The 19,348-nt window shown below is 60.4% G+C and carries 20 protein-coding genes; 10 read left to right on the top strand and 10 right to left on the bottom strand.

What is annotated here, in order from left to right; translation table 11 throughout:
• Positions 1-2: 2 nt before the first annotated feature.
• Entirely contained in the window at positions 3-737 is a 735-nt protein-coding gene (locus LJ360_RS19575; protein WP_091850955.1) for a DUF3047 domain-containing protein, read from the bottom strand.
• 143 nt (positions 738-880) lie between these two features.
• Between LJ360_RS19575 and LJ360_RS19570 the strand changes: the two genes are divergently transcribed.
• The 3 genes from LJ360_RS19570 to LJ360_RS19560 all read left to right on the top strand — a co-directional run bounded on the left by LJ360_RS19570 (position 881) and on the right by LJ360_RS19560 (position 3,479).
• Positions 881-1,129, top strand: a complete 249-nt coding sequence (locus tag LJ360_RS19570; protein WP_091850958.1) for a hypothetical protein — start codon at positions 881-883, stop codon at positions 1,127-1,129.
• A 95-nt stretch (positions 1,130-1,224) separates the two neighbouring features.
• Positions 1,225-2,100 (top strand): glutathione-dependent disulfide-bond oxidoreductase, encoded by an 876-nt coding sequence (gene yghU, locus LJ360_RS19565; RefSeq protein WP_264994843.1) that lies wholly within the window; start codon positions 1,225-1,227, stop codon positions 2,098-2,100.
• A gap of 110 nt (positions 2,101-2,210) precedes the next feature.
• On the top strand, positions 2,211-3,479 hold the full coding sequence (locus LJ360_RS19560) for a DUF2254 domain-containing protein (RefSeq protein ID WP_264994842.1): 1,269 nt from the start codon (positions 2,211-2,213) through the stop codon (positions 3,477-3,479).
• 23 nt (positions 3,480-3,502) lie between these two features.
• Here the strand turns inward: LJ360_RS19560 and LJ360_RS19555 are convergent, their stop codons facing one another.
• Positions 3,503-4,765, bottom strand: a complete 1,263-nt coding sequence (locus LJ360_RS19555; RefSeq protein ID WP_264994841.1) for an MCT family MFS transporter — start codon at positions 4,763-4,765, stop codon at positions 3,503-3,505.
• 117 nt (positions 4,766-4,882) lie between these two features.
• On the opposite strand from LJ360_RS19555, the gene LJ360_RS20080 reads away from it, so the two are divergent.
• Genes LJ360_RS20080 through LJ360_RS19545 form a run of 3 tightly spaced genes read left to right on the top strand, consistent with a single transcriptional unit; the run spans position 4,883 to position 6,072 of the window.
• Positions 4,883-5,074 carry a hypothetical protein gene (locus LJ360_RS20080; protein WP_413774438.1) on the top strand — a complete coding sequence of 64 codons (192 nt, stop codon included), beginning with the start codon at positions 4,883-4,885 and terminating at the stop codon, positions 5,072-5,074.
• 12 nt (positions 5,075-5,086) lie between these two features.
• A complete protein-coding gene (locus LJ360_RS19550; RefSeq protein ID WP_264994840.1) occupies positions 5,087-5,947 on the top strand; it encodes an alpha/beta fold hydrolase in 861 nt (286 codons plus the stop codon).
• Positions 5,944-6,072: a hypothetical protein gene (locus LJ360_RS19545; RefSeq protein ID WP_264994839.1), complete on the top strand. Its 129-nt coding sequence runs from the start codon at positions 5,944-5,946 to the stop codon at positions 6,070-6,072. The genes LJ360_RS19550 and LJ360_RS19545 overlap by 4 nt, the downstream gene beginning before the upstream one ends.
• Before the next feature lie 59 nt (positions 6,073-6,131).
• On the opposite strand, the gene LJ360_RS19540 is transcribed toward LJ360_RS19545, so the two are convergent.
• From LJ360_RS19540 to LJ360_RS19525, 4 genes are read right to left on the bottom strand one after another with little or no spacing between them, the layout of a single operon-like run.
• A complete protein-coding gene (locus LJ360_RS19540) occupies positions 6,132-6,944 on the bottom strand; it encodes an ABC transporter permease subunit (protein ID WP_091850972.1) in 813 nt (270 codons plus the stop codon).
• Positions 6,937-7,836: an ABC transporter permease subunit gene (locus LJ360_RS19535; RefSeq protein ID WP_091851026.1), complete on the bottom strand. Its 900-nt coding sequence runs from the start codon at positions 7,834-7,836 to the stop codon at positions 6,937-6,939. The genes LJ360_RS19540 and LJ360_RS19535 overlap by 8 nt, the downstream gene beginning before the upstream one ends.
• A 34-nt stretch (positions 7,837-7,870) precedes the next feature.
• Positions 7,871-8,989: a polyamine ABC transporter ATP-binding protein gene (gene potA, locus LJ360_RS19530; protein ID WP_264994838.1), complete on the bottom strand. Its 1,119-nt coding sequence runs from the start codon at positions 8,987-8,989 to the stop codon at positions 7,871-7,873.
• Between the two features lie 2 nt (positions 8,990-8,991).
• Positions 8,992-10,098 carry a polyamine ABC transporter substrate-binding protein gene (locus tag LJ360_RS19525; protein ID WP_264994837.1) on the bottom strand — a complete coding sequence of 369 codons (1,107 nt, stop codon included), beginning with the start codon at positions 10,096-10,098 and terminating at the stop codon, positions 8,992-8,994.
• Between the two features lie 443 nt (positions 10,099-10,541).
• On the opposite strand from LJ360_RS19525, the gene LJ360_RS19520 reads away from it, so the two are divergent.
• The gene (locus tag LJ360_RS19520) at positions 10,542-11,906 is read left to right on the top strand and encodes a glutamine synthetase family protein (RefSeq protein WP_264994836.1); all 1,365 of its coding nucleotides are present in this window, start codon (positions 10,542-10,544) and stop codon (positions 11,904-11,906) included.
• Between the two features lie 65 nt (positions 11,907-11,971).
• Here the strand turns inward: LJ360_RS19520 and LJ360_RS19515 are convergent, their stop codons facing one another.
• Complete coding sequence (locus LJ360_RS19515) at positions 11,972-13,480, bottom strand: aldehyde dehydrogenase (RefSeq protein ID WP_264994835.1); 1,509 nt, start codon at positions 13,478-13,480, stop codon at positions 11,972-11,974.
• A gap of 148 nt (positions 13,481-13,628) precedes the next feature.
• Between LJ360_RS19515 and LJ360_RS19510 the strand changes: the two genes are divergently transcribed.
• A complete protein-coding gene (locus LJ360_RS19510; protein ID WP_320108778.1) occupies positions 13,629-14,912 on the top strand; it encodes an FAD-binding oxidoreductase in 1,284 nt (427 codons plus the stop codon).
• Positions 14,913-15,099: 187 nt separating this feature from the next.
• On the opposite strand, the gene LJ360_RS19505 is transcribed toward LJ360_RS19510, so the two are convergent.
• Both LJ360_RS19505 and LJ360_RS19500 read right to left on the bottom strand, forming a co-directional pair.
• Positions 15,100-15,663 carry a hypothetical protein gene (locus LJ360_RS19505; RefSeq protein WP_264994834.1) on the bottom strand — a complete coding sequence of 188 codons (564 nt, stop codon included), beginning with the start codon at positions 15,661-15,663 and terminating at the stop codon, positions 15,100-15,102.
• Positions 15,653-16,558, bottom strand: coding sequence for a hypothetical protein (locus LJ360_RS19500; protein WP_264994833.1), 906 nt, complete (start codon positions 16,556-16,558; stop codon positions 15,653-15,655). The genes LJ360_RS19505 and LJ360_RS19500 overlap by 11 nt, the downstream gene beginning before the upstream one ends.
• Before the next feature lie 274 nt (positions 16,559-16,832).
• Here LJ360_RS19500 and LJ360_RS19495 point away from each other — a divergent pair, with 274 nt between their 5' ends.
• Both LJ360_RS19495 and LJ360_RS19490 read left to right on the top strand, forming a co-directional pair.
• Complete coding sequence (locus LJ360_RS19495) at positions 16,833-17,636, top strand: enoyl-CoA hydratase-related protein (protein ID WP_264994832.1); 804 nt, start codon at positions 16,833-16,835, stop codon at positions 17,634-17,636.
• Positions 17,637-17,711: 75 nt separating this feature from the next.
• Positions 17,712-18,515: a thioesterase family protein gene (locus LJ360_RS19490; RefSeq protein WP_264994831.1), complete on the top strand. Its 804-nt coding sequence runs from the start codon at positions 17,712-17,714 to the stop codon at positions 18,513-18,515.
• A 2-nt stretch (positions 18,516-18,517) separates the two neighbouring features.
• Here LJ360_RS19490 and LJ360_RS19485 read toward each other — a convergent pair whose 3' ends face one another.
• Positions 18,518-19,228 (bottom strand): SGNH/GDSL hydrolase family protein, encoded by a 711-nt coding sequence (locus LJ360_RS19485; protein ID WP_264994830.1) that lies wholly within the window; start codon positions 19,226-19,228, stop codon positions 18,518-18,520.
• Positions 19,229-19,348 lie beyond the last annotated feature (120 nt).

Here is a 19,348-nt window from a genome sequence, read left to right as displayed (position 1 = left end):
CATCAGCGCCGGCCCAGACTGATATCGCCATACCAGGCCGTTGCCGCTCCCCCGGTATTGTCGGCGTCGGACATGATGGCAACGCCCACCAGCGGTGGCGGGTTGTCCCCAAAGGCTTCGCGGTAGTCAGCCACAATATCCCGTTCAATAGTGACCCACTGCCCCAGCTCTTCCTCGCCGGAATTCACGGCAATCATCATGGTGTCGTCCGTGAACGGGTTGGCGACGATGTCGCCTTGTGGCAGGCGATTTGCCCAGATGTAGTTCAGGGCCTTGCCGGGAAGTTCTTCCCCAAACAGGGCGCTGACCGTCTTGCGTTTTGCGCGCTCGAACCAGCCAGCCTTTTCCGGCTCGAACTCGAAAGCTACGTAGATCCGCGCCGGGTAGTCATCACCGGACTTGCGGCGGGCATCGCCCTTTTCCAGGGTATTGCCGACTTTCCAGCGCCAGCGCAGGATCAGTGAATCGCCCGGTTCCAGGGAAACCCGTGTGATCAGGCCGGAGGCACTGTTATCCGCCCGAGCCTGTACCACCTGTCCCTGGTCCGGGTCGGAGACCAGTTCATACTGGCTGTGGCGCCCGATACCCGGGAACTCCAGGGGTTCCCAGCCGTGCTCGGTGGTAAGCGCTGGCAGTTCCGAGAACGGGGGAATCGGGTTTGAGGGTTGTCCCCAGGCACTGGTATACACGGCCAGGAACAGAAGCACCGCTATCGGTTGCCAATAGTGTACGGTCATGGTCAAGGGCTCCGTCTGGTGTCGGTACAGGACATTTCAGGTATACCATCCTATTCTACGATCAGGCGTAGCCCCGCCGATGACAGCGGCGGCTATGGCTACTGAACCTGGTTGCAGGAAAACCCGTACCAAGGACTATCAGCATGGCATCCGATGACCACAACGGCGACTATGACCCGGACCTGGTGATGGAAACCATCCCGGATGTACGGGATGGTCTCACCCGCACCGAACGCATCATTCTCCACGTGCTGAACCAGGCGCAACAGGAGCGCAATGGCCGTAATGTGCCCACGGTCATGCTATACGGGCGGGTGCTGGAATACGTCAATCTCAGCGAGGCCGAGCTGCATGTCTATCTGGATCGGCTTGGCGTGAAGGGCAAGGTGTAAGTCCCTGTCACTGCTATTGGTGTCTGTCCCGCTCCGGTGGCAAGATGGTTCACCACGCTGAATTCCTTCACGAAGCAGCAAGCGAGAGTATCACTATGACCGAGAATACCTACACACCCCCGAGAGTTTGGAAATGGGACAGCCAGGGCGGCGGTAAATTCACCAACATCAACCGCCCCATTGCCGGCCCCACCCACGACAAGGAACTGCCAGTGGGCAAGCACCCGCTCCAGCTCTACTCCCTGGCTACCCCCAATGGCGTGAAAGTGACTGTCATGCTGGAGGAGTTGCTGGAAAAGGGCTTCGAGGGTGCGGAATACGACGCCTGGCTGATTCGCATCATGGAGGGTGACCAGTTTTCCAGTGGGTTCGTGGATGTGAACCCCAACTCCAAGATTCCGGCCATGGTCGACCACAGTGTGGATCCTTCGCTACGGCTGTTTGAGTCTGGCTCCATCCTGCTCTACCTGGCGGAAAAGTTCGGCGCTTTCATACCGAAAGATATTCACGGTCGTACTGAAACCCTCAACTGGCTGTTCTGGCAGATGGGCAGCGCGCCGATCCTGGGCGGCGGGTTTGGCCACTTCTACGCCTATGCACCGGAAAAGTTCCAGTACCCCATTGATCGCTACACCATGGAGGTAAAGCGCCAGCTGGACGTCCTGGACCGGCAACTGGCGAAGCACGAGTTCGTGGCCGGCAATGAATACACCATCGCCGATATGGCCATCTGGCCCTGGTACGGCCAGCTGGTGACCGGCACTATCTACGAGGCCCAGGAGTTTATCGAGGCACACAGCTACACCAACGTGGTGCGCTGGAGCAAGCAGCTGCAGTCTCGCCCCGGCGTGCAGCGCGGCCAGATGGTCAACCGGGCCTGGGGCGACCCCGCCGGCCAGTTGCTGGAACGCCATGACGCGAGCGACTTTGAGTTGCGTACGCAGGACAAGTTGGACGACGACAAGGGCTGACCCCGCCCGGGCACGGGCCCTTCCGTTCGTGTTTACAGTGTTTGCGGGGGCCGGATATGGATGTATCCGGCCTTCGCACGGCGGCGGTAGCCATACCAGGGAGTAGGTCCATGACCGGCAAGGGCAAATCAATCCTGTTTCTGATCAACCGCCTGCGGGAACGCCTCTGGTTCCGGCCGGCGGTGTTCAGTATCAGCTCCCTGGTGGCGGTGTTTGCTGCGGGCTGGGTCGACAGCTCTGGTCTGGGTGGCTGGCTGCCGGATATTGAACGGGATACCGTGGAAACGCTGCTGTCCATCCTCGCGGCCAGCATGCTGGTGATCGCCACCTTCGCTGTCGGTTCCATGGTATCCGCCTATACCGCTGCCACCAGCAGCGGGACACCCCGCAGTTTCAATTTGGTGTTGCGGGACGATATCTCCCAACTCGCACACTCCACCTTTATTGCCGCCTTTATCTTCAGTGTTATCGCCAGGGTCAGTCTTGAGGAGGGCTATTTTGAGGGTGATGGCTACTTTGTGATCTTCTCGGCCGCCTTGTTTGTGTTCGCCATGGTGGTCCTGGTGTTCGTTTACTGGGTGGACAGCATTGCCCGTCTGGGCTTGCTGGGGCCGGTGATTGACCGGGCTGAACGGGCAACCCGGGCGGTGCTCAAACAGAATCGCCGGCGCCCCTGGCTGGGCGGCGTGGCCGGGGAAGGACCTGTGCCGGAGGGCACACCGGTACTCACGAACACCGTGGGTTATGTTCAGGAAATCAATGTCGAGGACCTGCAGGCCTGGGCCAAGGAAAACCATGCGAGGGTCAGGGTCATCGCACTGCCGGGCAGTTTCCTGTCACCCAGGGCAGAAATGGCACGGGTGTGGTTTCCTGAGACCGCACCAGAGCGGATCGAAACGGACCAGCTGGCGGCGTGCTTCACCGTGGACCGTGACCGGGTATTCGATCAGGATCCGGGCTTTGGCTTCGTGGTGCTGTCTGAAATTGCCATGAAGGCGCTTTCTCCGGCAGTGAATGACCCGGGCACAGCCCGCAAGGTACTACAAACCATGTTGCGGCTGCTTGATGAATGGTGTCAGCCGGTTCCGGCTGGATCGGTGGAGACTCCGTTCGACCGGGTGGAGCTGCCTGCGGTGGATGTGGGCAACCTGTTTAACGGCGCGTTCACCGGCATTGGTCGCGACGGCGCCGGTACGGTTGAAGTTGCCGTAGCCTTGCAGCAAACCCTCTCGGTGCTCGTAGCCAGCCACGACCGTGATGTGGCGGAGGCAGCCTTGCGACACAGCGCCATGGCACTTGCCCGAGCGGAACAGACCCTGAGCCTCTCGCAGGACCTGGAGGCGGTACGCGCCGCCAGCCCGGGACACGGACAAGCCTGAGCCACTGTTTTTGATGCTGGTTTTCAGGTGCCAGGTTTGCGCAGGGTCATGATGGCTCCCGCAGCAACCAGGTTAGCCGCGATACTGCCGATAATGGCCAGGGTATAGTTCTGGGTCAGGTCGTAGGCATAGCCTGCCGCGGTCGGTCCGACCAGGGTGCCCAGGGCCACGCTGGTATAGAGCACACCAATAATACTGCTGATGTGCCGGCCACCGAAATAATCCATCACCAGGGCGGGCATCAGGGCGACGAACCCCCCATAGAAGGTACCGAAGGTCAGGCCGAAAATGGCCAGTGGTACCAGGGTGTCCGATACCAGCCAGATCAGCAGGGTAACCGCCATACCGGCAAAGGCGAGGATCAGCGCCAGCTGACGGCCGATGCGGTCAGCCACATTGCCCAGCAGGAAGCGCCCCACCGTACTGCCCACCCCCACCATGCCCAACAGGAAGGCGCCCTGACCGGCCGACATGCCCTGATCAGTCGCGAAGGGCACCAGGTGCACAAATGGCACGAACAGTCCGAACGAAGCAATCAGTCCGGCGAAGTACAGTGTCAGGAAAGGTCGTGACCGCACCGCAACCCGGAGCTCGGTGCCCTCGAAAGCACCGGACGCAGCAGCTGGCAGCGCGGGACCGCCATCTGGAGCCAGGCCTTTACTGCGGGGATCGTTGACGAACAGCAGTGCCATGGTGATGCCTACCAGGGCAGAGAGTATGCCCAGCGAGATATAGGCCGTACGCCAGCCAACAGTGCCAATCAGCAGCGCGGCCAGTATGGGCATCAAAAGGGTGCCGAATCCAATACCGCTGACAGCGAGACCCGAGGCAAACCCGCGCCTGCGGGCGAACCAGCGCTGAACCGTTCCCACCGACGGCACATAGGAACATCCGACCCCGAGACCCACACCGAGACCGTAGGCCAGGTAGACGTGTAGCAGGTTGTCTGCAAAACCTGCCAGCACCAGCCCCGCCGATACAAAGACCATACCTGCAATGGCCATGGGCCTGGTACCGAACCGGTCTGCCAGTGGCCCGGTGACTACCCCAAGGCTGAAATACAGGAATCCTGCCAGTGAGAATACCAGTGAAACGGCGCCGCGGGAGGCGCTGAACTCCTGCTGCAGGGCATCCACAAAGGCGCTGAAACTGTAGGCGGCACCAAAACCCACAAAGGTGACCGCAAAGGCGGCGGCCACCACGAACCAGCCGTAGAACAGGGGCTTACGGCCAGGGGGTTCATCTTCCAGGGAATGGGCGTCAAAACCTGTCTTTTCGGTGGACATGGCAGAGTCACTTAATGGATAGCTTGTTGTTGTTTTTACCGGTTCATATTGGCCCCGGGCTGCAGTTTGTGCAAGCTGTCGATAAGGATCGTCCGCCTGTCACACTACTTTGGCACTGTGCTGCGCCCTGACGATAACCAACCCCACGAAAACCACTTCCATCTTGACATCAGCACGTTCCGAGTTTCTCGCTGGTTTAGTCTTGTTCATCAGACCCTGCCGGTACAACGACAGATATGGAGCCCGATCGCAGGTATTGACAGGCGTCCGCCTTTGTATGATAGTCATCATATTACGAACATCATATAAAGGGGATTGCTCATGAATACCGAAGGATATATTGCGCAGCGCTCATCCCGGAGAGAGGCCGGAGGGCCTTCCGCCGACAAGGTTTTCCAGCAGTTGATACAGCCTCGTCGGGTTCCGGCCACGGAGCCCGAGATGCACTTGCTGGCCGGGGCAACTCGCGTCAACACGGTATTCAGGGGGGACAGGGTGGCGATCTGGCGGTGGGGTCACAGGGGGCCCGCTGTGCTGATGGTTCATGGTTGGGACAGTCGGGCGAGTCACCTGGGCAGCTTCGTTGAAGCGCTGTTGGCAGCAGGCTACCAGGTTGTGGCATTTGACGGCCCAGGTCATGGGGAGTCCGGCGGTCACCACAGCAATGTGGTGCTGCTGGGACAGGCGATACTGCAGGTGGTAGCGACGGCGGGCCCGGTGCAGGCCGTGATTGGTCATTCCATGGGGTCGCCGGCCTTATTGTATGCGTTCGCCCACGGCCTGGAAGTTGGTGCCAGTGTTCATCTGGCCGGGCCCAGTTCTTTCAGGCGGGTCCTTGAACGCACCGCATCACAGACCGGGCTGGACGCCGGGGGGCAGAGGGCACTGATGACGCTGATGGAGGCCGAAACCGGTATTCCTGTTGAAGCAATGGAACTGTCGCACCTGGCCCGGGGCCTGCGACATCCCTCCCTGCTACTACACGACCCGGAGGATCGCGAGGTTCCCTACGAGGAAAGCCGCAAACTCGGGGCAGCCTGGCCGTTGTCGACCCTTCATGCGGTATCCGGAGTGGGTCATCGTCGCATCCTTGGCGACAGGTCTGTGGTGGGGCTCAGTGCGGATTTCCTGCGGCGGACCCTACCTGTGAATGGCGCCAGTATGCAGGAGACCAGATCATGACTGGCCCTGAGCACGACAAACCAATGCCCATGCTGGCTATCCAGCTGATCGCTGTGATGATGGCCGTTCTGGCCTATCGTATGATCAGCTCACCAACGGCGGGGCTGGTGGAGGTCACCAGGTAAGTTTTGACCGTTCACGGCGCAGTGTTCCGCCTGGTTAGCGAGGCAAACCAGGCGGGATGCTAACGGGGGCCCATTCGCCGTTTTTCTGCCCTCCGCATCCAGTACCAGGCGATGAACGCCACAATAGACACCGCAAGGATAATGATGGTTGCCAGGGCGTTGATTTTCGGCGACACACCCATCCGCACTGACGAGAACACCACCATGGGCAGTGTGGTGGCCCCCGGGCCGGAGACAAAGCTGGCGATGACCAGGTCGTCCAGGGACAGGGTGAAGGCCAGCAACCAGCCGGAGACCAGGGCCGGGGCGATCACCGGCAGGGTGATCACGAAGAAGGTCTTCAGCGGTGTGCAGCCCAGGTCCATGGCGGCTTCTTCCACCGAGCGGTCCACTTCCCGCAGGCGCGAGCTGACCACCACGGCCACGTAGGCGCTGCAGAACGTGGTGTGGGCAATCCAGATGGTGGCCATGCCCCGGTCCACCGGCCAGCCGATCAGCTGGGCCATGGCCACGAACAGCAGCAACAGCGATAGCCCGGTGATCACCTCCGGCATCACCAGCGGGGCGGTGATCATGCTGGACAGAAGGGTGCGTCCGCGCATACCCCGGAAGCGGGTCATCACGAAGGCGCACAGGGTGCCCAGGCACACGGCCATGCTGGCGGAGTAAAAGGCAATGCGCAGGCTCATCCACACCGCCGACAGGATCTGCTGGTCGCGGAACAGTTCGCCGTACCAGTGGGTGGAAAACCCGGCCCACACTGACACCAGCCGCGAGGCGTTGAACGAGTAAACGACCAGCACCATCATCGGCAGGTACAGGAACAGCAGGCCCAGCACCAGCATGGCTTTCGAGAAGCTGAGCTTACCCATGCTTTTCCATCTCCCGTGCCTGGAACCGGTGGAAGAACACGATGGGAATCAGCAGCAGGGCCAGCATAACGATGGCCAGCGCGGAGGCCACCGGCCAGTCGCGGTTGTTGAAGAACTCCTCCCACAGCACCTTGCCGATCATCAGGGTATCGGGCCCGCCCAGCAGCTCCGGAATCACGAACTCACCCACCGCCGGGATGAACACCAGCATGGCGCCGGCGATGATGCCGGCCTTCGAAAGCGGCAGGGTAATACGCCAGAAGGTGGTCAGGCTGCGACAGCCCAGGTCGGAGGCCGCCTCCAGCAGGCGCACATCCAGCTTCACCAGGTTGGTGTAGATGGGCAGCACCATGAACGGCAGGTAGGCGTACACAATGCCCAGTACCACCGCGAAGTTGGTGTTGAGCATACGCAGGGGCTCACTGATCACGCCGAGCCACAGCAACAGGCTGTTGAGCAGGCCCTGGTTACCGAGGATGCCCATCCAGGCATAGACCCGGATCAGGAACGAGGTCCAGGATGGCAGCATCACCATCAGCAGGAACACCAGTTGCCAGTGCCTTGGCGCCCGTGCCATGGCATAGGCCATGGGGTAGCCGATCAGCAGGCAGAACACGGTCGCCAGAAACGCGGTTTTCACCGAGCCCCAGTAGGCGGCGATGTACAGGCTGTCCGAGGCCAGGAACAGGTAGTTGCCCAGGTTGAGGACGATGGAAAAGGTATCGTCCACCCAGCGCACCACCGGCTCGTAGGGTGGAATGGCCATCACGGCGCTGGAGAAGCTGATTTTCAGCACCAGCGCAAAGGGCAGCAGGAAGAACAGCATCAGCCACAGGAAGGGGATGCCGAACACCACCCGGCGGTGGAACAGTACCGCTCGCACCCGCTCCATGACCGGGGTCGGAATCAGTTTCGGGATCACGGTCTCAGTTCCACAGCAATATCGGGCTGGAGGCTTCCCAGGACACGAAGACCTGATCCCCCCAGGTGGGCCGATCGCCGCGACGCTCCACATTGGCCATGGTGGCCTGTACCCGTTTACCACTGGCCAGCTTCACGTAATAGGAGGTGATGTCCCCCAGGTACGCGATGTTGTCCACGGTGCCCTGGCTCCAGTTGCTGTCGCCTTCGGGCCGGTCGGTGGTCAGGTAGATCTTCTCCGGGCGCAGGGCAACCAGGGTGTCGGTAGTTTCTGCCGGCGTGGTGACGCCCCGGTCGATGAATACCGGTGCGTCCAGCAACTCGCTGGTCAGCGTGATACTGTCCGCCTCGTCCGCCTGGATACTGGCCTCGAAGATATTCACCGAGCCGATAAACTCCGCCGTCATGCGGCTGTTGGGGCTTTCGTAGATATCAATGGGTGAGCCCACCTGGGCAATGCGGCCGTTGGCCATGATGGCAATGCGGCTGGCCATGGTCATGGCTTCTTCCTGGTCGTGGGTGACCATCAGGCAAGTGGCGCCAACCTTTTCCAGGATGTCTACCAGCTCGAGCTGCATCTCGGTGCGCAGTTTCTTGTCCAGTGCGCCCATGGGCTCGTCCAGCAACAGCAGTTTCGGGCGCTTGGCCAGCGAACGGGCCAGGGCTACACGCTGTTGCTGTCCGCCGGAAAGCTGGTGGGGTTTGCGCGTGGCATAGGATTCCATCTTCACCAGCCGGAGCATGGCGGCAACCCGGTCGCGGATCTCAGCCTTCGGCAGCCGGTCCTGTTTCAGGCCCATGGCGATGTTCTGCGCCACCGTCATGTGGGGGAACAGGGCATAGGACTGGAACATCATATTGGTCGGCCGCAGGTAGGGGGGCAGGTTGGTGATGTCCTGTCCATCCAGCACGATATGACCGGCGTCGGGTTTTTCAAAGCCTGCCAGCATACGCAGCAAGGTTGACTTGCCAGAGCCGGAACCACCGAGCAGGGCGAAGATCTCGCCCCGGTGAATGTCCAGGCTGACGTTGTCCACCGCCAGCGTGCTGTCGAAGCTCTTGGAGATACCCTCGATGCTGAGTAACACCTCCGCCTGCGCGGAGGTGTTGTTGCTCTCGGCCACCCTTAGCGTCCAGACTTCACGCTGGTCCAGGTGCGGGTCATCAGGCGCTGGGCGTCCTGGGGCCGGCCTTCCATCAGGTACAGCTTCTTCATCACCTCGTCGGTGGGGTAGATGCTGGTGTCGCTGAGGATCTCTTCATCGACAAACTCGTTGGCAGCGCTGTTGGGGTTGGCGTACCACACGTAGTTGGTGATGTCGGCGATGATTTCCGGACGCATCAGGAAGTTCATCAGCTTGTGGGCGTTCTCCACGTTGGGCGCACCAGCGGGGATGGTCATCATGTCAAACCACAGCACCGCGCCTTCTTTCGGGATGGTGTAGAGGATGACGTTGCCGTTGTTGGCTTCCTCGGCCCGGGCAGCGGCCTGCAGGATGTCGCCAGAGTAGCCGGCGGCCACGCACAGGTCACCATTGGCCAGGTCGGCAATGTAACGGGAGGAGTGGAAATAGGTGATGTTCGGGCGCACGGCCTTGATCACCTCGCCGCCCTTTTTGATGTCGTCGGCGTTGTTGCTGTTGGGGTCCAGGCCGACATAGGCCATGGCGGCCCGCACCATTTCCTCACCGGAATCCAGCATGGCAATGCCGCAGCCGCCGGCGGCCAGTTTGCCGGTCACTTCCGGGTCGAACACCAGGGCCCAGGAGTCGGTGGGAGCATCGTCACCCAGGATCTCCTGGATGCGGGCCTCGTTGTAGCCATAGCCATTGGTGCCCCACAGGTAGGGAATGGCGTACTGACTGCCCGGGTCGACCTTTTCCAGTTGCTTCATGAGGTCCGGATTCAGGTGGGTCATGTTCGGCAATTTGTCGTGGTCCAGGGGCACAAAGGCCTGTGCGGAAATCTGCTTGGCCACGTAATGGTTGGAGGGTACCACCAGGTCATAGCCGGAACGGCCGGACAGCAAGGCCGCTTCCAGGATTTCGTTACTGTCGTAGACGTCGTAGATGACCTTGACGCCGGTCTCTTGGGTGAACTTCGCCAGGGTGTCCTCGGCGATGTAGTCCGACCAGTTGTAGACACGAACCTCGCCAGACGCAAGGGCGACAGAGGAACCAAGGGATACAGCAATAGCGGCCGCCAGGGCCGCGGGCTTACACAACTTCAACATGGGTGTTGTCCCTCACTGAAAGGGATGAAAGCAACGCGTGCCAGGGAGGGATTCCCTGATGCACACAGTGTTGTGCAGGTCTGCTGAGGGTGGCCTTTTGGCAGCCGGGGAAGGCGCCGGAGACTCCTTTAAGGCTTGTCCTGGAAACGGCGGTGGAGAACCGTCCGTATTCGCGCGATATGTATCACGAGTTTTTGCGGGGCGCTATTAAAACTTACATGCCCGGTATGGTGATTTGTGCTTATTCGAACAAAGTCACTGCGGCGATGCCGTTACCTCCGCTTGCGGCGGGGCCGACCCTTTGCGCCAGCGTATACATGGCCCTTCGGCTACGGCATATGCGTATCTTGCAAAAACACCCGGAACACAGGATAAAGAACGGTGAGACACGTCTGTGCCGGCTATTCCGCGCAGGTTGAGTGCAAGTTCCGAAAGGCTTTCCTATGGGTTCTGGTTCTGCGAGCGTCGAGGCTTTCCTCAAGGCGCATCCCGAGCTGCAGTTCGTCGACCTGCTGATTCCGGATATTAATGGCATTGTCCGCGGCAAAAGGGTGGATCCGTCGACCCTGGGCAAGGTATTCGAGCGGGGCATTGCCCTGCCGGCTTCCATCTTTGCCCTCAATATTCAGGGCACCACCGTGGAGGAAACCGGCCTGGGCCTGGATATCGGCGAGGCCGACCGGATCTGCCTGCCCATCGATGCCACCCTCACCATGGAACCCTGGCAGAAGCGGCCCACCGCTCAGCTGCTGCTGACCATGTATGAGCTCGATCGGTTAACCCCTTTCTTCGCCGACCCCCGGGTTGTGTTGCAGAATATTGTTGAACGTTTCGCCGACCTTGGCCTGACCCCCGTCGCCGCCTATGAAATGGAGTTCTACCTGATTGACCAGGAGAACCTGGCGGGCCGGCCCCAACCACCCAAGTCTCCGATTTCCGGCAAGCGTCCGGCGGGTACCCAGGCCTACTCCATCGATGACCTCGACGAGTACGCCGAGCTGCTGGCGGATGTGCTGGATGCGGCCCATGAGCAGGAACTGCCCGCCGATGCCCTGGTGGCCGAGTCGGCTCCCGGCCAGTTCGAGGTGAACCTGCACTATGTCAACGACGCGGTACGGGCCTGCGACCACGCCACCCTGCTCAAGCGCCTGATCAAGAACGTGGCCTACGACCATGAGATGGACACCACCTTCATGGCCAAGCCCTACCACAACCAGGCCGGCAGCGGCATGCACCTGCACGTGAGCCTGGTGGACCGGGACGGGCACAATGTCTTTGCCGGCGATGCCGAGCAGCCCAACGACATACTGCGCTGGGCGGTAGGCGGGCTGGTGGCCACCATGAACGATGCCATGGCGCTGTTCTGCCCCAACATCAACTCCTACCGCCGGTTCAGTCCAGAGTACTACGTGCCCAGCGCGCCCACCTGGGGTGTGGACAACCGCACCGCCTCCCTGCGCCTGCCCGGTGGCGATCCCGAGGCCCTGCGCATCGAGCACCGGGTAGCCGGCGCCGATGCCAACCCCTACCTGCTGATGGCGGCGGTACTGGCGGGCATCCACTACGGCATCACCAACCGCATCGAGCCACCGCCCATGACCGTGGGCAATGCCCATGAGCAGCACGAGGCGAGCCTGGTGAACAACCTGCGGGATGCGCTTCGGGAGCTGGGTCAGTCGAAAGTCATGGAGAGCTATCTGGGCCACGACTTCCTGGACGTATTCGTGGCTTGCAAGGAGCACGAACTGAACGAGTTCGAGATGACGATCTCGGACCTGGAGTACCTCTGGTACCTCCACACGGTCTGATCAAGTCGGTTCATCCACAAACAAAAACGCACCACGAGGGCGCCGCTTTTGTGTGCCAGGCCGGCTCAGTCCAGGGCGATCCAGGTAGCCTTCAGCTCCGTGTACTTGTCAAAGGCATGCAGTGACTTGTCACGACCGTTGCCGGACTGCTTGAAGCCGCCAAACGGGGCGGTCATATCGCCACCGTCATAGTGGTTGATCCAGACGCTGCCGGCACGCAGGGCCCTGGCTACCTTGTGGGCAGTGTTGAGGTTGGACGTCCACACTGCGGCTGCGAGGCCGTAGATGGAATCGTTGGCAATGGTGATGGCCTCATCGACACTGTTGAAACCGATCACCGACAGCACCGGCCCGAAGATCTCTTCCGAAGCGATACGCATTGGGTTAAGTACGCCGTCAAAGACCGTCGGTTCGACGAACAGGCCACCGGTGTCTTCCATGATTCGTTTGCCGCCCTGTACCAGTTTCGCTCCCTCTGCCTGCCCGATACTGATGTACCCAATAACACGGTCCAGCTGGGCCTGATCGACAATCGCGCCACAGGTGGTGGCCGGGTCCAGTGGATGGCCCGGGTGCCAGCTTTTCAGGGCGTCGCAGACCATGTGCACGAACTCATCGCGAATGCTCTCCTGAACCAGCAGCCGGCTGCCAGCGGTGCATACTTCGCCCTGGTTGAAGGCAATGGCACTGGCGGCTTCGGCAGCGGCCTTCTTCAGGTCCGGCGCATCGGCAAAGACGATGTTGGGGCTTTTGCCGCCGGCTTCCAGCCAAACCCGTTTCATATTGGACTGACCGGCATAGATCATCAGCTGTTTGGCGACGTTGGTGGAGCCGGTGAATACCAGGCAATCCACATCCATATGCAACGCCAGGGCCTTGCCCACGGTATGACCGAAGCCGGGCAGCACGTTGAATACGCCGGCGGGAATACCGGCTTCCTCCGCCAGTGCCGCCAGGCGGATGGCAGTCAGCGGGGATTTTTCCGAGGGCTTGAGGATCACCGAATTGCCGGTAGCCAGGGCCGGCGCGATCTTCCAGGACGCCATGATCATGGGGAAGTTCCAGGGCACGATGGCGGCCACCACGCCCACGGGCTCCCTGGAGATCATCCCGATCTGGTCATGGGGAGTGGCGGCCAGCTCGCCGTAGACCTTGTCGATGGCTTCGGCGGTCCAGCGAATGGTACGGGCCGTGGCGGGCACATCCACCGCCCGTGAATGGGCGATTGGTTTGCCCATGTCCAGGGTTTCCAGCAGCGCCAGTTCGTCGCCGTTGGCTTCGATCAGCTCCGCGAAACGAATCAGCACACGTTTGCGTTCCGTGGGCGCGAGCCGGCTCCAGCCACCCTGCTCGAAGGCCTGACGGGCGGCAATGACAGCCTGCTCCGCGTCGGCCTGGTCACAGCTGGCTACCTGAGCCAGCTGCCGGCCGTCTACCGGGCTGATGCAGGGGAAAGTTTCACCGCTAACCGCCCATTGGCTGGCACCGTTGATGTAGGCGCGGCCTTCAAACCTCAATTGGTCAGCGAGCTGTTGCCATTGTTGCCGGGTGACGGGTGTGGATGTGTCAGACATGGTAGCCTCACAGGCATTGGGAACGGGTGATATCTGGCGAACTATCGGGTTTCCTTACGGTGCCTGCTATAGGTAGAAGAACGTGTCTTCCCGCTTGCCCAGCGCTGGCATAGACTTGCGGCAATATCGTCCCTGATGGCGCTGATCCATGACCCACTTCCCTCCGGTTCCCTCCTATTACGCCGCTTCTGCCAATCCCGCGCCGCAACGCCCTTCGCTCAGGGGTAGCTGCGAGGCGGATGTCTGTGTGGTGGGTGCTGGTTATACCGGCCTGTCCACGGCATTGTTCCTGGCGGAAGCGGGCTTCAGGGTGGTGGTGCTGGAGGCAGCCACAGTGGCATGGGGCGCGTCCGGTCGTAACGGCGGCCAGATCGTTAACAGCTTCAGCCGCGACCTGGACACCATCGAGCGCCAGACTACTGCGGACCACCTGAAGCTGCTGGCCGGAATGGCGTTTGAAGGCGGCCAGATCATTCGTGAGCGGGTGCGTCATTACGATATCAACTGTGACCTGAAGGACGGGGGAATCTTCGCTGCCCTCAATCCACGTCAGCAAAAGCACCTGGAATCCCAGCAAGCCCTGTGGCGCCGGTTTGGCCATGACCAGCTGGAGCTGCTGGACCGGGACGGCATCCGCACCCGGGTGGGCACCGATCGCTATGTAGGCGGCGCCATCGATCACTCCGGTGGCCATATCCACCCGTTAAACCTGGCCTTGGGCGAGGCAGCCGCGCTGGAGTCGCTGGGCGGCGTCATCCACGAGCATTCCGAAGTGACCGAAATTCGCCACGGTCAGCCAGCCATCGTGCAAACCGCCAACGGGGAAGTGAGCGCCCGCTTCGTGGTACTGGCCGGCAACGCCTACCTTGGCGGCCTGGTGCCGGAACTGGGCGCCAAATCCATGCCCTGCGGCTCCCAGATCATCGCCACGGAACCCCTGGATGAGGCACTTGCCAGGAGCCTGCTACCCCACGATGACTGTGTGGAAGACTGCAACTACCTGCTGGACTACTTCCGGCTGTCTGGCGACAGACGGCTGATCTACGGGGGCGGCGTGGTCTACGGTGCCCGTGACCCGGCCAATATCGAGCGGCTGATCCGCCCCAATATGCTGAAGACCTTCCCTGAGCTGGCCCACGTCAAGGTGGACTACGGCTGGACCGGCAACTTCCTGCTGACCCTGTCACGACTGCCCCAGATGGGCCGCCTGCATGACAATGTGTTCTATTCCCAAGGCTGCTCCGGCCATGGTGTCACATTCACCCATGTGGCGGGCAAGGCCCTGGCGCTGGCCATCCAGGGCCAGGCGGATCGTTTTGATGCCTTCGCCAGTCTTCCCCATTACCCGTTCCCGGGGGGACGAGTTTTCCGGGTGCCTTTCACCGCCATTGGTGCCTGGTACTATGCAATGCGGGACCGGTTCGGGGTGTGATCTGGGTCGGCGTCGGCATTTCTGTATCCCGGGGCTATATTTCAGACTCTTCGGTCCGGGTTATCCGGCATCTTCTCCTCTTTCGGAAGTGACGGCGAGAGTGCGAGGCTGAGCCTCCGTTCGAAGGCACACTGCCCTCCACACGATATGGCGCGTGACCGCGATATAAGGGTGATTGGTGACAGCCTTACTGGCGCTGCTGCAACACGAAGCGGTTAATGGCGGGTACGCGTTCGAAATCCCGAAACATCTGCCGGATGTCCTCGTCGTTGCAGAGACCTGGTTCATCCACCCAGACAGTAGTAAACCACTTTTTGGTAATGGTAAATGAACCGGCGCACTCGTTGTAGCCATGGTTACGGAAGGTTTCAGCCCATATTTTATTTGCCACGTAAGAACCGGCAAACATGCCTGCGAGTCCGACAATGACGAGCGGCCCGACCACCCTATTGAGTTTATCTGAGGTCGATCGAGGGTAAGGGCGGCCACGGATGCCCACAGCCATACAGGCCAGACCTATCATTAGCAGGCCGAGGAACCCCAGTGGAGCTAGATAGAAAACGGTATAGCCTTCTTTCTCCAAAAAAAGGGGTGTCTGGGACTGCAGCGCCTCTGCGTAGCCGCTATGAATCGTGTGGATAAACCAGAATGCCCCGCCGATCAACAAGAGTGCTAAGGCTGTAAACCCGATACCGCCAAGTAACGCGCCTTTTGGATTAATTTGACTAGAGGTTGCCGAGCTAATAGCCATAACCACCTCCGCCTCTCAAGAACCTGCGAATGAATTCCAGGTTGCCTTGTGGGGTATCGAAATAATAATGAAAGTCTCGGTTGACTCTTTCGGTGGTAATAACCCAGTCTTTTCGACTTTCAACGAGCGCTTCCGCTATCTTTTCAGTGATGCCATAACGTTCGTCGATCGCGTTTAATGCGAAACCTGCAGCAATTGCCACGATAATGCCAAGCCCGACCGGGATTACGGCGGCTATTGCGAAACCCGCCATACTCACGACCGCGGGAAGGACTCCACCAATAAAGTACGCTGCGCCTGCTGCTAAAAAGCCTTTGACAATATCCGTTGCGATATGGGCCAATACCGACTCTAACGTTTGTTTTTGGTCAATGAACAACCACTCCGCGGTTCGAATAGCCGGACTGAGGATCAGAGTTAGCAGTGCACCACTTTTCAAGGCAGCATTGGCCGCCGAAATGCCTACTCCCATTCGAATCACTTTGGGATTGCTTAGTCCATAAACGGGCGCATTGAGGTATCTCCTGAAACCGGCGTACCCTGAAAATACTATGAGCTGCTTACCTTCTCTTTGTATGATCTTGTAGGTGCCAAAAATTGAACCTGAACGGTGCATATCTGCGCCGAGTTTTGCTAGAACAATGGCGGATGAAGCCGTCCCTGTATGGTCGCGGACCATGTCCAGTGCGACTCCAGTGACTTCTTCGAACAGAATGGCGGTCTGTTCATCTGAAAGATTTTTGGCTTTTTGAATATTGACCCACACGCCGGTCAGTTCCCGGGCATTGAGAACATGAATGTCAGGCCGATTACTAGCGAGCTGCTCTTTCAGATCGGTCCGTAACTGTCGCTCTTGGGCAAGTTCACGTGCGCGTCGCATGCGGGGGGAAGGCATAGGCGATCTCCATATCAGTTGGTGTGCTTAATCCATTAAGTCGTGCAATTGTTGTTGCTTGAAAGCCCAACGTCAATGGCGGCTTCGGAGGGTTGCGGATTCGTTCCAAACCTCTTGGGTCACGCCGCCCAAAGCCCCGTGGGATTGTCTGATCGGATAAGCTGTTCAGACCAACGTAGTGCTTGGGAGAGTGCAGGCTTCGCCCCTGGAAGAAAATTCATAACTGGTGGTTTATCCTAGTGCTCCCTCAAGACTACCAAGGAGCCACCCCCCGATGAGCAACCTCCCCCAACTGACTGATGCCCTGCTGACCCTCGAAGACCGTGTCGCGGTGCTGACCCTGAACCGTCATGACCTCCGCAACGCACTGACCGGTTCCAACCTGATTGACGATATCGTCGCCACTGCCGATTGGGTGAACCATTGTAACGATGTCTCTGTGCTGGTCATCACTGGCGCTGGTTCGGCATTCAGCGCTGGTGGTAATGTCCGCGACATGGCGGAGCGGGGCGGCGACTTCGCGGGTGATGTGGCTGAGTGCTCGGACCGGTACCGCAAGGGTATCCAGCGTATTCCCCTGGCCCTGCAGGCGGTGGAAGTGCCTATTATTGCTGCCGTTAATGGGCCGGCTATTGGTGCCGGCTTTGACCTGGCCAACATGGCCGACGTGCGCATTGCGTCCGAGAAGGCGAAGTTCGGCGAGACCTTCCTCAACCTGGGCATTATCCCCGGCGATGGCGGTGCCTGGTTCATGCAGCGCCTGATTGGCTATCAGCGTGCTTTCGAGTTGACCCTCACAGGCCGTGTGGTGGAAGCAAAAGAGGCCAAGGAGCTGGGTATCGCGCTGGAAGTGGTGCCTGCTGACGAGTTGATGCCCACGACCATGAAGATGGCCACCCGAATCGCCAGCCAGCCGCCGAAAGCTACCCGCCTGACCAAGCGCCTGATGAAAATGGCCCAGCGCATGGAGCTGAAGGACTTCCTGGACCTGTGTTCCGTCTTCCAGGGCATGTGCCACAACGAACCGGAACACCTGGACGCAGTGAACCGCATGCTGGAGTCCATGGCGAAGAAGTAAGTCACGGGCGGGACGTCCGGGTGGATTCTGGTAACCTGTCGTTTTACCAGACCTCCACAATAACAAGGACAACCCATGACTGAAGCGCTTTTTCAGCGAGACGGCGACCTGTATCTGCCAACGCCCGCCTGCGGCAGCCCCTGGAGCCCGGGGCAACTGCATGGTGGGCCGGTGGTCGGGCTGATGGCCCATGCTGTGGAACAGGCGTCGGACAATAATGATCTGCACCTGTCACGACTCACCGTGGACCTGCTGCGAGCTGTCCCCAACGCTCCATTGACGGTGACTACCCGCCTGGTGCGCGGCGGCAAACGGCTGCAGATCCTGGAGGCGTCGTTATTCGCCGGGGAGGCCGAGGTGACCCGGGCGAGTGCGCTGTTCCTCGAGAACCGACCGGTTACTGTACCGGATCAGGGGCAATTTCAACCAACAGAGCTGGAGCCTCCGTCCTGGCCAGTGGAGGCCAGCATTGCCGAAGCCGGTGGCTGGCAGAACCGTTATTCACCAGTGGGCCTGCATAGTACGGCCAAGGCCGTGGTTATCGAAGGCGTTGATGGCAGCGGGCAGGGCGTGGCCTGGCTGAAACTACCGCTGCCGCTGGTCCAGGGTGTGGAAACCAGTCCTACCGTTATGGCGGCCACACTCTGTGATTTCGGCAATGGCGTCGGTCAGCTGAACCTGTCCAGCGAGCTGGGCTGTATCAATACAGACGTCACCCTCTACCTTCATCGGAGCCCGGTGGGCGAATGGTTGGGGCTGGATGCCCGCAGCCGGATGCAGGGCACCGGTGTTGGCCTGGTGGAAACGACGCTGTTTGATCGCCAGGGGCCGGTGGGCAAGATACTGCAGGCGATCATTACCATGAAGGCGCCCGGTTAGATTCACTGGTCCACCAGCTCGGCCAGGGTTTCACCCATAAGCCGGTAGCCGCTTTCACCTGGATGATAGCCATCGGCCGCCAACAACCCGGCATCGGTGACGGCCGGGTAGCCGAGGTGGACGAAGGCTTCCGGCTGCGTCCGGGCAAGCGCCCGGTAGACACCATCCAGCTGCCGTGCCCGCCAGCCCATGACCTGCCGCAATGGCGATGGAAGGGCGGTGAAGCGGTGCATGGGCGGGACGCTCAGTAATCCCAGTGGTGAATCGTAGCGATTGCGCAGCTGCTCGCCCAGGGTCACCAATTGCTGCCGGAACCGGCTGCGGGGTGTCAGGGCTGTGGTGTCATTCACCCCCATGCTCAGCAGGACCAGGTCCGCCTCGGGCAGGGTGTCGATATCCAGCTGTGCCATCAGTTCGGCGAGGGTGGCGCCATTGATGCCGAAGGTATGCCACTCCGTGACCCGACCGGTACGTTCATGCAGCCGTCTCGCGAGCTGACTGGCCAGCCCCTGGTTGTGGGTCTGCACCCCAACCCCGGCGGCGGTGGATTCGCCGATCACCAGTACGCGCCTCTCAGGAATGCCTTCCCCGTACTGCCCGAATGGCTCTCCGCTGGCCTCCGGTAGCCTCACCGTATTGCGTCGCGCCTGTTTGCCCTGATAGATGAGCACGGGTGACAGGCCAGCAGTGGTCAGCCAGAAGGGCAGGTGCATGATGGTATCCCCGTGAACGAATGATGATGGCTTGGAAGAATGCTATGACTCTGGCGTCGGATCAAGCGCAAGGGGAGTGTTGCGTCGTTCTTGAAGAGTGACATCCAGGCCATGGGGTAC

The sequence above is a fragment of the Marinobacter sp. AN1 genome (assembly GCF_026013985.1).
GTDB lineage: Bacteria > Pseudomonadota > Gammaproteobacteria > Pseudomonadales > Oleiphilaceae > Marinobacter > Marinobacter segnicrescens.
Note: the sequence above shows the minus strand (reverse complement) of the source record. Positions and strands in the feature narration are given on the sequence as shown.